The sequence below is a fragment of the Nocardia sp. NPDC058658 genome, assembly GCF_042716665.1.
Taxonomy (GTDB): domain Bacteria; phylum Actinomycetota; class Actinomycetes; order Mycobacteriales; family Mycobacteriaceae; genus Nocardia.
Map to the genome: position 1 here is coordinate 172936 of NZ_JBHXRR010000009.1, position 12455 is coordinate 185390.

A 12455-nucleotide genomic window follows, 5' to 3' on the forward strand; every position below is an offset into this window, starting at 1 on the left:
CCACCATCCGTCGATGCAACAGGGACGCGCATCCCCGCGACCGAGTTGCCCGGGGAATGCCGATGACGCAGACCAGGCCACCCGCCGCCTACGCAGAAACTCCCCGCTCACGCTGCGAGTTCTACCGGCACGAGTGCTCGCTACCCACCGTGATCGACCCCGACACCGGGCGAATCACCATGAAGGCCGGGTTCGTCGGTGCGGTGATGATGCCCTCCGAACTGGCGCAACGGGTCAAAACCGCCCTCGATATGCGTGGTGTTGCGCCGTTGCCGATTATCGGCCACCCCCGAGCCGGAATGTGGACATTCTTGGTGAGGTCCGACATTCGCCCGATCGGTGACGCTGCCGTCGTGGCACGCCTATGGCGTGCGCGGGTAGTGGTGATCCGTGAGGGTGATATCGCGTTGCCGTCACCGGTGCCGGACGCACTGATCGCCCGAACGTGGGTCTCCCCGGCAATCAGTAAGTTCCGGCCATCCGGGGCGGTTGTCCTCGAATGCACCCGCGCGTGCTTACCGAGCCAGTTCCCCCGATGAAACCCGGCCGCCGGTCCCCTTGTCCCGACGAGCCCGATATTCACCTCACCATCCAATTTGCCAGTGTACGAATGGATTTCGCCGCATGCCTGACTGCCGCACTCGTGTTCGTGCAAGACATGGCCGCACGCCGACCCTGCGCTGTCGCCGTCGATTCCGGCCACTGTGTCGGGCTCCCAAGGCTGCCCAACGAGCGCCGTGCGCCACGAGGCGCTGCTATCCATATTGGAGGTGGAATGACTCCGAAGTGATTGTGTCGCAGCACGATTGCTGTAGCTGAGGGCAGCCTGATCCGGGAGACGCCGGGGAGGGCGGAAAGCAGCCCTGACAAAGTCGGGACGTGCCAGTACTGCCGAATGGTGCGGGTCCGGTGAGCGTGGGACAGAGGTGGACGAGAGGAACCGGTGTCATAAAGCTCCTCAAGTTGTGGGTGCCAACTCCAACTCGGTGGATATGGGTTGGCTTGCGGTGCGCACCCGAACCCCTCATTACGGGTTCGGGGAACTCCCTAAAGGATGGCTTTATCTGAGGGGAGGCCACGGTGAATGCCTGCGGCGTAACCGTGGCGAGGCCGCTGGAGCAAAGCCGGCCGCCTCCTGTCCCGAACGGATAGCAGTGAACGTGGGAACCATCTCGTTTCGCCCATTGGTGATCGTAGCCAACGGTTTTCGCTGGGCAGGCTCGTCGTCGGCTGATGGAACGTGATGGGGCGGAGGGGTCGTAGTAGTCCGAGCCCGGGAAAGCCGGGCACATGGCGAAGGGCCCCAGTGGATATCAACAGTAAGGAACTGTAATGGACGGAGTCATTCGTGAATTCGAGTGAATCGTGGCCGGACTTCGATGAAGCCTGGTCGCGAGTACGGCGGATGCAGGCCAAGCTGTACTTGTGGGCGACCCGGAATCCGGGTCGAGAGTTCGATGATCTGCATAATCTGGTGTGTGATCCGGCGTTTCTGGTACACGCCTGGGAACGGGTCCACGGTAACAAGGGCGGTCGGACCGCCGGGATCGACGGGGTAGTACCTCGGTCGATCCCGAAAGAGTCGACAGTGTTGTTATCGACATTGCGTGTCGAGCTGCGGGAGAGAAGATTTCGTCCGCAGCCGGTGCGTGAGAAGTTGATTCCGAAACCGGGCTACCCCTTGAAGAAGCGCCGGTTGGGAATACCGACAACGGCGGACCGTGTCGTTCAGGCCGCACTGAAGTTGGTGCTCGAGCCGATCTTCGAGGCCGGATTCCAGCCCAGTTCCTATGGGTTCCGTCCTCGTCGTCGCGCTCAGGACGCGATCGCCGAGATCCATCACTTCGGTTCCCAGGGTTATCACTGGGTGCTCGAAGCCGATATCGAGGCGTGTTTCGACCGGATCGACCACACCGCTCTGATGGAACGGGTGCGTCACCGGATCGTAGACAAACGGGTCCTGGCCCTGGTCAAAGCCTTCCTGAAAGCCGGTGTCCTCACCGAGGAAGGACTGAACCGGGATTCCCATGCAGGAACTCCCCAGGGCGGAATCCTTTCGCCATTACTGGCGAATATCGCCCTGTCGGTACTGGATGACCACTATCAACACAAGTGGGATGTCGCGGGTGGCAGCGGATTGCTTTCCTATCCTGGCTCGCGACGAAAGTATCTACGTGCCAAGGGGGAGGCGACCTATCGATGCGTTCGCTACGCGGACGATTTCGTGGTCCTGGTCCATGGCGGGCAACATCACGCCGAACAGGCCAGGATCGAGGTTGCTGAGATTCTACGGCCGATGGGGTTGGCCCTGTCGCCGGAGAAGACTCGTGTGTTGCACATCGATGAAGGGTTCGACTTCCTCGGCTGGCGTATCCAGCGCCGGGCCAAGCGAGGTACGGACCGGAAGAAGATGATCGTCTATACCTATCCGTCGAAGAAGTCTCTGGCTTCGATCGTCGCGAAGGTCAGGCGCATCACCAGCAGATCAATGACCTATATGTCGTTGGAAAAGGTGCTCAAATACCTGAATCTGGTGGTTCGGGGATGGTGTATGTATTTCCGGCACGGTGTTTCCTCTGACACATTCAGCTACGTCGGTCACTACATGTGGCGCGAAGTTGCGCATTGGATGAGCATGAAACACCGTCGTGTTCGCTGGCGGGAACTCCGACGCCGATACTCCGATCCGAGGTATCCGGCCTGGCTGCCAGCCGAGAACGGGACCGTGCTCTATAGCCCCGCGGAAATAGTCATCGAACGATACCGATGGCGGGGTTACACGATCCCGACACCATGGAGCGCTTTGGCCGAACAACTCGACACACTCTCACGAGCATGACGTCCATGGAGAGCCGGATGCGGTGAAAGTCGCACGTCCGGTTCGGCGGGCGGCCAAGGGAAACGGATTCGGAGCAATCCGGACACCGCGCCCTTGGCCGACCCGACTCTACCTGCTGCCCTAGCCGCACAACCGGCTCGCATCCCGACCAATTGAATGGCCTTCGACACACCCGGGTGGGGCCCCGAGACACCTCACCACGGCGCGAGCGAAGGCGGCCCCGGACTCGTTTCCCGGCGATATCGCGATGTCCGGGGCCACCCACCACTTTCTGTTCCGCACCCGCAAAGTGTGGGACCTGAGCGCAGAGGCAGCGATCGGCCAACTGTGGCCGACTCGAGCCAATCCGGGCGATCAAACCGGTCCGGTGACGAGCATGATCGTGGCGCGCAACCCGATCTCGCCGTCCGCACAAGATCTCGCCCCGAACTCCCGACACCGCAGTGAAATCGAAAGGTCGAACCCATGATCCCTATGACCCTCGCCGAGATCGCCCAAGCCGTCAACGGTCGGCTCGACGCCGTAACCGACGACCAAGTCGCCGTCACCGCACCGACCGCATTCGACTCCCGCCACGTCGAGGACGGTGGACTGTTCGCCGCGCTGGACGGCAACCGTGTCGACGGCCACGACTTCGCCACTGCCGCAATAGAGAAGGGCGCGGTCGCGGTCCTGGCATCCCGTCCGACCGGCACCCCGGCGATCATCGTTGACGACGTGGTGACCGCGATGAGCGATCTGGCCCACGCCGTAGCTACCCGCTACACCGGCCGAGTTCTCGCGATCACCGGTTCGGCGGGCAAAACCTCCACCAAGGACCTGCTCACCCAGATCCTGTCCCGCCACGGCAGCGTCGTCGCCACCGAGCGTTCGTTCAACAACGAGATCGGATTCCCACACACCGTGCTGCGAGTCGAGGCCGACACCGACTTCCTCGTGTTGGAGATGGGTGCGCGCGGGCGCGGTCACATCAGCCATCTCGCCGCCATCGCCCGCCCACAGATCGGCGCGGTCCTGGGCATCGGCTCAGCCCACATCGGCGAATTCGGCGGCCGCGAGGCAATCGCGGTCGCCAAACGCGAACTCGTCGAAGCCCTCGACGCCTCCGGTATCGCCGTCCTCAACGCCGATGACCCGCTGGTAGCGGAGATGGCCGAGCACACCCGCGCCAAGGTCCTGCGCTTCGGCACCGGCCTGGATGCCGACGTGCGTGCCACCGACATCGCCCTCGACGCCAATGCCCGTGCGCAGTTCGCCCTGCGCCACGGTGACCATTCCGCGCCGGTCACCCTCGGCGTGGTCGGCGAGCACCACCTGACCAACGCACTCGCCGCGGCCACGCTGGCGTTGAGCGCTGGCGTCGAATTCACCACTGTCGCTGAAGGTCTCGACGGCGCGAGGTTGGCGTCGGGCAGCCGGATGGAGGTCACCGAACGCCCCGACGGGATCACCGTGATCAACGATGCGTTCAACGCCTCGCCGGAAAGCGTCGAAGCCGCTCTGCGGTCGCTTGCCACGATCGCCGCGACTGAACGGCCCACCGTCGCGGTCCTCGGGGAGATGCGGGAACTCGGCGATACCGCACCGGCCTTGCACGCAACGATCGGACGTCAGGTCGCCGACCTGGGTATCGGCACCCTGATCACCGTCGGCGGCCACCACGCCGAACTCATGGCCACCGCCGCCCGAGACGCGGGCTCGGCGCAGGTCACCCATGTCGAAACCAAAGACCAAGTCCTGGCAATACTCACCGAAGGTCTGCGCGGTCGCGACGTGGTCCTGATCAAGGGTGCCAACTCCGCTGGTCTGTTCGAAACTGCCGCAGCACTCGCCGCCGGTCATTGACCAGAAGAAGCGAAACACCATGAGAAGCAAAGACATCGTGGCTTTGGCACGAACGGCCTGCGTTCAGGCTCAGGTCGCCGCTGCTCGGATCGACCCAATTCGGTTGCGCGACAACGCAATGTTGCGCACAGACACCGCGACCATCATCCGTGTACATCAGCGCGGGGAACTGGCGACGGCGGTCCGGGAGCTGCGGGCCGCGGACTGGCTGCGTTCCCACCACGTTCGCGCACCCGAACCACTGGTGCCCGACCCGGTCGTGGTCGACGGGCGGCCTGTCACCTTCTGGGAAGACCTCGGCTCGGGCGGACCGGCCGAGGCTGCCGAAACCGGGACGATGCTCGCACGGCTACACACACTTCGCGTGCCCAGCCACCTCGGCCTGCCCCGCTTCACCCTGCCCGACTTCGGCAACCGCATCGACCAATGCCTCACCGACGACACGGAAAAGGCCTGGCTGCGGCGCTATGCCGAAGACATCGCGGAACGGTGGCACGCGCTGGAGTGGCCCAGCCCGTGGTGCGTCATCCACGGCGACCCATCCCCAGCCAACACCATGGCCGCAGCCACCGGCGGACACGTCGTAGACCTGGAACGCTGCTGCATAGGCCCCCCGCAGTGGGACCAAGCCACCGTCGCCTTCCAATCCGACACCCTCGCGGACCCACCAGCGAGATGGGAACAGTTCGCCGACGCCTACGGCTCCGACATCACCAACTGGGAGGGATACCCGGTGATCCGTGACGTCCGATCCTTCGAGTTGTGCCTGTTCGCTCTACGCCACGCTGCGGTCTCCGACCATGCTCGCCACCAGGCCGACTACCGGCTGGCCTGCATTCGCGGGCACCGGGGCGTGCGGCCGTGGAGGTGGGTTGCGCCCTGAACGAGGGCCGAAACCCGTAACTCCCGCGCAAAGGGCGATTACTGCGCAGCGAACCTCCGAATACACGAAGTTTCGTATGGGTGACGTCTGTCGAGAACCGAACAGCCTCGCTGTATAGGTTCTCGCTGGCCACAGAGTCACGCATCCTCACTCACGCCGACCTGAACCCCGAAGACGGCAGCTAAACTCGAATCGATTTCGCGTGCGTTGCCCTGACCCTGCCCCATCCTGTGGGCCGTACCGGCGGACGAGCGCACGCCCTCGGTGTAGATGGACTACTGCGGACGTGGCTGGATCTGAGCGCGGGCGGATCGCGCATCGCAAGCGGCGCAGCCTGAACCAGATGCAGGGGGACTCTGGTGAGGAGTTGGTCGCGGCGGCGTTTCCGCGGCAGTGGTTGACTCGCAAGATCAGCGCCGACTTCGGCATCGATCTGCACGTCGAGGTCTTTGACTGGACCGACAACAGCAGAAAAAGTGCCGACACTCTTGGAGAGCACCTGTTCGTCCAGGTGAAATCTCGTGCGACGTCGACGTTTCGGACGATAAAGCTCCATGAACGTAGGAGCGTCTCCAAGTATGGGCCGAAGCAGACGAGCGGCGGCGAGTCCGCCCAGATCGAGGTCTTGCCCTGCGTCCTAGATGTGGACGAGATCCTCACGATCGAGGCGATGGGCAATGCCACGCCCGTGCTGCTGTGTGTCGCGACAATGGACACCGAGCTCGTCTACTACGTATGCCTCAATGACTACATTTCCAAGGTCCTACTACCCAGCAACCCCGACTTTGCCTCGCAAACGACAGTAACGATCCATATACCCACGCAGAACGTGTTGGACCGCGATGATGCGAGCATCACCTACCTCTGGTTGCTCGCTCGCCGATCAAAGCTGTATTCGGCCTTCAATACCTTCAACTACCAGCACAACGAAATCCGCTGTCTACTAGATGATCTGGATCACTACAGGCTCGAGGTCGCTACCGGTCCAAGCCCGCTACCCGACCATATCCTGGCCATGGTTGAGCACTTCCTCGCCTCGAACCTCAGACTCGACATCTGGCGACCCATCGATCGTGGAGGCTGGTTCGTCCTGCACGATGTCCAAGCCCGATTCGTGGCGCTGCGCGGGCTGCTGCCTTCGTATGGGCGGCCGCTCGACGACACGCAGATGATCATGGCAGGCGTCGAGATCCACAGCACCTTTGCTTTGGCCACCACCCTGAGCAGGATTTATGAAGAGATGGTCAGGGAATGGCACCTGCCGACATGGCTATCACACCTGGTCAGCAAGCCGCACTAGTCATCAACAGCCACGACCAGACCGACAAGGACTGATCCGCCTCGGAATCAAAGCGGTTCCACAGAGCTGAACTCTGTTCAGCTGGGCTTTCCGAACGCGCAGTAATGCCGCCTGTCGCTCGGACCGCGCTGATGGAGCTTTGAGTTATTCGTGCGTAGTGACCGTGGGGTTGCGGCGTCGAGGCGTTGGCGCGGGACGCTGACGATTCCGTCGAACTAGGCGAGGCGGCCTTGTCCATGCACGACCACCCATTGCCGGGCCGATACGAGCTATCGACCAGGCAGGGTGTCGCGCCGGGTGTGGGGCCACGCCACCCAACCCGACTCGGCCCGATCGTGGCGGTGGCAGCACGCGAAGTCATGATCGGTGCCGTGCCTTTGAGTCCGATCGAGCTCCGTCGCACGCTCACCCGGCTGCTAAGGCCCTGGAACCTGTGATCCCATCTCCGCTAGCCGGTGCGCCTCACGCTCCGCTTTCGCCGTCAGAGCCATCACGGCACCAATTCGTCGCCGACGACACCGAAATAGCCAAAGTCCTGTTCTCTGCATCCCTCTCAGACGGCCGCGCGTGCCGGTCCGGCGGTCTAGAGTGGCGAATCATCACCACCCATATCCGGCGCGCCCGGAAACCGACGACAGCACCAGCCATGATCTTCGAGCTTGTTTCAGGGCTGGAGTTGAGGTGAGACTTGCCGTCGACGCAAGATCGCTGTCGCTGATCGCCTCGGCGTGCCGCTACCTAGCCCTCCCGAGGAGGAGAGTTGCAGCTGGTCAACGCTCAGGTGACCTACTATCGCTCGATCGAGGACTCCGAACAGTTCGACATAGAGCCCGACGTCACATGCCTTGTCGGGAAGAACGAGTCCGGTAAGACCAACATCTTGCAGGCGCTCTACCGCCTCAAGCCCGTCGAGAGCATCGCGCTGGACGAGGTAATCGACTTCCCGGCCAACCTCACCAGACGCCGCCGGGACTGGGCTGACGACGAGAGAATCCCCGTGGTCGTCGCAACTTTTCGCTATGAGCCACACGAGATCGACCTGATCGAGAAGGACCTGGGCGAGGGCATTCTGCGCAGTCACGAGTTCACCGTCGCCCTCGGCTACCGCGACACCACGAAAACGTTCAGCCACAGCTATAACCAGTTGGTTGCCGTCGAACACCTGAAATCCGGCCTGGAACTGGCACCGACCGCCGCTGCTTCGATACAGCCGACCACAAGCATCAAAGGATTGCTCGCGGCTCTTGAGAACCTGGAAGAGCCGCCAGCCGCAGCCACCTTGCTGGCCGAACGGATCCGTGGTTGGCGCGAACAGAGCCTCGGCCTCCATCTGATTGATGAGTACGCCTTGCCATGGATGCCGACTTTCGTCTACTTCGGTGACTACGACGTTATGCCGGGAAAGGTCTCGATACCCGATCTCATCCGCCGTAACAAGGTTAGCCAGCTCAGCCGCGGCGAGCTGGCCCTGCTGAGCCTTCTCGATATGGCCGGGGTGAGCTTGGGGGACTTCAGCAAGAACGACCGCCACGAACGGCTGATCCGTGATCTGGAAAACAGTGGAAACGCGATCTCCGAAGAAGTTTTCGAGTACTGGTCACAAAACACGGACCTCGCCGTCGATCTCAAAGTGCTCCAAGCCGAAGAAGGTGCCACTGCCCCGTTGAACGAGGGCCAGATTCTCCAGATCCGGGTATGGAATCAACGCCATCGGGTATCGGTACCGTTCGACGACCGGTCGAGGGGTTTCGTGTGGTTCTTCAGCTTCCTCGCCTACTTCAACAAGGTCGAGGTAGCTGAGGACACCGATTTGATCCTACTGCTCGATGAGCCCGGCCTGTCGTTGCACGGGGTGGCACAAGCCGATTTGCTGACACTGATCGACAAGCGCCTAGCACCCAAACACCAGGTCATCTACACGACCCATTCGCCGTTCATGGTCTCGCCCAAGCACCTCGACCGGGTCCGAACCGTCGTCGACCACGAGAAGGGTGGCACACGAGTGTCATCTGACATACTCAAAGCTGACGCGGACACAGCGTTTCCCTTGCTCGCGGCGATGGGAATCGAACTAACTCAAACCCTGTTCATCGGGGAAAATACGCTACTGGTTGAGGGATCGAGCGACCTGATTTACCTGGATGTACTCAGTGAGGCCGCAGAAGCCGCGGGCCGCACAGGCCTCGACCCCCGGTGGGTAAAGACACCGATCGGTGGCTCCGGAAAACTGTCGACCTTCGCAACCCTGCTCGGCTCGAACAAGTTGAATGTCGCCGTTCTCATCGACTCCAGCACCCAGGACACCCAAGCGGTGAAGCGGTTGCGCGACAACGACCGCCTTGCCAACAACGGACTGGTGGAAGTCAGCGAGTTCACCACCGAGGACGATGCCGACATCGAGGACTTGTTCGAACCCGACTTCTACCTTGAGTTGGTGAATCGCGCGTTCGCATCGCAGCTTCCCAGCCCTGTCACCACCGCAGATCTCTCTGGCAACTCTCCCCGGATCGTTCGCCGAGTCGAGGGATATTTTCATCAGCAGGAAATCGCTACGGGCAGATTTAATCACTACAAGCCCGCGGTAGTACTTCTGCGGGAGCAAGCCACTCTGATACCACGTCTAAGCAGCACTACACTGGAACGTGTCGAGGAGCTATTCATTCGGCTCAATTCACTGATTCGCTAGGCCCATGCTGGCTGGTACTACCAATTTCTGACACCCTTCCGATTCCAGCGCTGAGCGTGGCGGCTGAACATCAGTTCGTGCCGACTAGCGGATAATATTCCGGCGGATTTGCAACTCGTCACGTTGAACCAGATCTGATTGCCCGCCGAATGCGCCCATCGTACAAAGATGCCGCCGGCCCTGCTCGTCGGGTTCGTAATGCCCGGCGAGGACCTCGGTGAGGGTGGTGTCCCACATGGCCCGTTTCGACGGCGCCCGCCGAGCCCAGGCGTGGAAAGGTTCTCGGGGCGATCTTGACGCCGTGCGCGGTCAGCGCGCGGCAGATCGGAACGACCCCGAACCGAGCCCGATGCTCGGCGATGAACGCGCAAACTACCGTTGTCGCGGGTCGTTCGCTCGCGCGAAGAAAGACGCTGCCGCAGAAAGGATTTCGATCGTCTGCTCAAGTTCGGCGATCTTACGTTCCTGCTCACGGATCGTTCGTGCCGCCTCCGTGGTGATCCCTTCGGCGTCACCGGTGTCGACTGCGGCTTGACGGACCCATTTGCGCAGGGTTTCCGCGGTCATTCCAGCCGCGCGGAGACCGCTTTCATCGTGGCCCACTCGCTGTCGTAGTCGTCGCGCTGATCGACGACCAGCCGGACGGCCTTGGCTTTGGTCGCTTCGTCGTACTTCGCAGGCATGATCTGCCCATCCTTCCCAAGTAAGAAGGTGGGCACCAAACCCGGGGCGGTTCATGAGATCTTCGACGCCGGTACCGAGTTCTGGCTGCGGATGCCCAAAGCCGAGGGATCGCTCAACGCGCACCTGCTGGCACGCGGAAAGCTCGATGAATCCGAGGTCATAGAGGCACTAACCGATGTCGCGACTGCGCTCGTAGACCTGGGTAGCATCGTGGTTCACCGTGATATCAAGCCGCAGAACATTCTTCGGTACCAGGGCGCTTGGTGCCTGGCGGACTTCGGGATCGCGCGCTACACCGACGACGACACTCAGACGTACACCTACAAACACGCCGGATCCCGCCCGTGGCAGGCACCGGAGCGGTGGGTCGGCGAACGGGCAACAATCAAGTCCGATGTGTACTCGCTGGGCGTAGTCGCGTTCCAACTCGTGACCGGCAATCTTCCATTCGAAGGGCCGGACCTTTATGAGCAGCACCGCAACACTGCACCTCCGCCGCCCGACTGCTCTCCGCTGCTCAGCTCACTGATCGTGCGAATGCTGGCCAAAGCACCCGAAGCTCGCCCAGCACCTGCGAAAATTCTGGATGAACTCGCTGCCGCTAGCCGCGTGGTTGCGTCCCCGGCAATGGCTAAAATTCTCGCACTGTCGAACAGTGAGGTACTCAAGCAGTCACAGGTCGATGCCGCCGCGGCAGCCGCGAGAACCAAGCAGGAACGCAGACGACAACTGGCGCAGTCGGCGCTGCTGATCGCCCATGAGTGGATCAATCCCATACACGAGGCCCTGGACACTCTGCCTGGCGTTGAGAAAGAAAGCACCGGAGGCAAAATGACGTACCAGCTCGGGTCAGGAAGGCTAGTACTCCAAAGCCCCACCGAGGCCAGCCACCAGTATGACTTGATGCCTTTCGATGTGGTCTGCGCAGGAACGATTAGTGTGGAGATCACGGGAAGGGGGTTCAGGCAGGGCTGGAGAGGCAGAGAACACAGTCTTTGGTTCTGCGATGCCCAGGTTGAAGGCGAGTACCACTGGTTCGAGACCGCCTTCTACCGAATCGGAGCGGGCACAGTAGTTGAGCCGTACGCGATCCCACCGTCTGAGCGGGATGCCGGGCTAGCGTTGGCCCGGGGAATGCACATAGAACAGGTAGCTTGGCCGCCCGCTGGTATGAGCGGTGAAGGTGGGGAGCAGTTCGTTGAACGCTGGCTCGGTTGGTTTGCAGATGCGGGCCAGGGAACTCTCACGCGACCGATGACGCTTCCTGAAGGAAACGGTGTCTGGCGAAACTAGAGGTGGCTCTGCACCTTCGGGCTGGCGGTGTCTTCCGACCCCGGCTTCGCACCGGTCGGGCGTGTGCCCGACCGGAGCCAGCTGATATGCCAAAACTCTGGCGCAACGCAGGTTGATCCGCTGGCCCGAACCTGCACCACCCGTCGACGTCAACTCACCCCTTCGAACCCGACGGGACGAGTGGTGTCCGATAACAGCACCAACGGAGTGTGTAACCGACATCTCACCCCGGTGAGTGGGGCCGCCTCTGCATTCTCTCAAGTCCGGAGCAGCTCGCGCGATCATCGGCAGTTGAGTGCGTTCGTCGGCTGGTGCTGCAGCCCTCGGATCACGCGGGTCACCTGGTTGATTGTGCATTGAAGTGGCTCCATCGGCCGGAAATAGATGAACACGCGACGGTAAGGGGGCAATGAGAGGATCGTCTCAGCGTGGCATGGAGTCGGCCAGTTGCCGTGCTTGCTCGCGAATCTCGACATACCCGTTCCGGTCGTGACCGGCAGACATCGGACTCGAACAGACCTGCACTTCGTGCATACCGTCCGCGCCGGCGTCGGCTGACGGATTCCAACGCACCTCGACGCCTGCTCGTTCCGCCAAGACCAGCATCGTGGCGACAAAGCCGTCGGTCAGCGCTTGGATGACGGCATGATTCGTTCGCTCACGCCAGGCCAACAGTGCGTTGACGAACTGTTCGAGCACGACGGGAGCAACTCGAGATTCATCTGACTTCATCGGCCCGATCCCTGACTGGAGGTCGAGCTCCTCCTCGAACAGCCTGACCTGATACAGGAACAATTTCGACGCTGTATTGGAGGGGTTCCACAGCGTCTGATTGTCCACGTCGTAGTACTGGCTCATTCAGCGTCTTTCTGCTGGTCCGGAGATGCGCGCTAGGGGACTTCCGAATGACGTTGCGCCACTGCGG

At 61.8% G+C, this 12455-nt stretch carries 8 protein-coding genes and 2 pseudogenes; 7 read left to right on the plus strand and 3 right to left on the minus strand.

What is annotated here, in order from left to right; all coding sequences use genetic code 11:
* The first annotated feature begins 62 nt into the window (after nucleotides 1-62).
* On the plus strand, nucleotides 63-539 hold the full coding sequence (locus ACFWUP_RS16130; protein ID WP_379234891.1) for a DNA-directed RNA polymerase subunit beta: 477 nt from the start codon (nucleotides 63-65) through the stop codon (nucleotides 537-539).
* An 809-nt stretch (nucleotides 540-1348) separates the two neighbouring features.
* Nucleotides 1349-2839, plus strand: a complete 1491-nt coding sequence (gene ltrA / locus ACFWUP_RS16135) for a group II intron reverse transcriptase/maturase (RefSeq protein ID WP_379234893.1) — start codon at nucleotides 1349-1351, stop codon at nucleotides 2837-2839.
* Nucleotides 2840-2841: 2 nt separating this feature from the next.
* On the opposite strand, the pseudogene ACFWUP_RS16140 reads toward ltrA, so the two are convergent.
* Nucleotides 2842-2946: pseudogene (locus tag ACFWUP_RS16140) on the minus strand (hypothetical protein); the annotation flags it as partial.
* Between the two features lie 358 nt (nucleotides 2947-3304).
* Here ACFWUP_RS16140 and murF point away from each other — a divergent pair.
* The 4 genes from murF to ACFWUP_RS16160 all read left to right on the plus strand — a co-directional run bounded on the left by murF (nucleotide 3305) and on the right by ACFWUP_RS16160 (nucleotide 9553).
* The gene (gene murF / locus ACFWUP_RS16145; protein WP_379234895.1) at nucleotides 3305-4684 is read left to right on the plus strand and encodes a UDP-N-acetylmuramoyl-tripeptide--D-alanyl-D-alanine ligase; all 1380 of its coding nucleotides are present in this window, start codon (nucleotides 3305-3307) and stop codon (nucleotides 4682-4684) included.
* A 103-nt stretch (nucleotides 4685-4787) separates the two neighbouring features.
* A complete protein-coding gene (locus ACFWUP_RS16150; protein WP_379234897.1) occupies nucleotides 4788-5567 on the plus strand; it encodes a phosphotransferase enzyme family protein in 780 nt (259 codons plus the stop codon).
* Between the two features lie 286 nt (nucleotides 5568-5853).
* Nucleotides 5854-6867, plus strand: a complete 1014-nt coding sequence (locus ACFWUP_RS16155; protein WP_379234898.1) for a DUF4365 domain-containing protein — start codon at nucleotides 5854-5856, stop codon at nucleotides 6865-6867.
* 760 nt (nucleotides 6868-7627) lie between these two features.
* Entirely contained in the window at nucleotides 7628-9553 is a 1926-nt protein-coding gene (locus ACFWUP_RS16160) for an AAA family ATPase (RefSeq protein WP_379234900.1), read from the plus strand.
* Nucleotides 9554-9724: 171 nt separating this feature from the next.
* Here the strand turns inward: ACFWUP_RS16160 and ACFWUP_RS16165 are convergent.
* A pseudogene (locus ACFWUP_RS16165) lies at nucleotides 9725-10236 on the minus strand (transposase); the annotation flags it as partial.
* Between the two features lie 28 nt (nucleotides 10237-10264).
* On the opposite strand from ACFWUP_RS16165, the gene ACFWUP_RS16170 reads away from it, so the two are divergent.
* Nucleotides 10265-11530 carry a serine/threonine-protein kinase gene (locus ACFWUP_RS16170; RefSeq protein ID WP_379234902.1) on the plus strand — a complete coding sequence of 422 codons (1266 nt, stop codon included), beginning with the start codon at nucleotides 10265-10267 and terminating at the stop codon, nucleotides 11528-11530.
* Between the two features lie 423 nt (nucleotides 11531-11953).
* Here ACFWUP_RS16170 and ACFWUP_RS16175 read toward each other — a convergent pair whose 3' ends face one another.
* Nucleotides 11954-12388, minus strand: coding sequence for a DUF6086 family protein (locus ACFWUP_RS16175; protein WP_379234904.1), 435 nt, complete (start codon nucleotides 12386-12388; stop codon nucleotides 11954-11956).
* Nucleotides 12389-12455 lie beyond the last annotated feature (67 nt).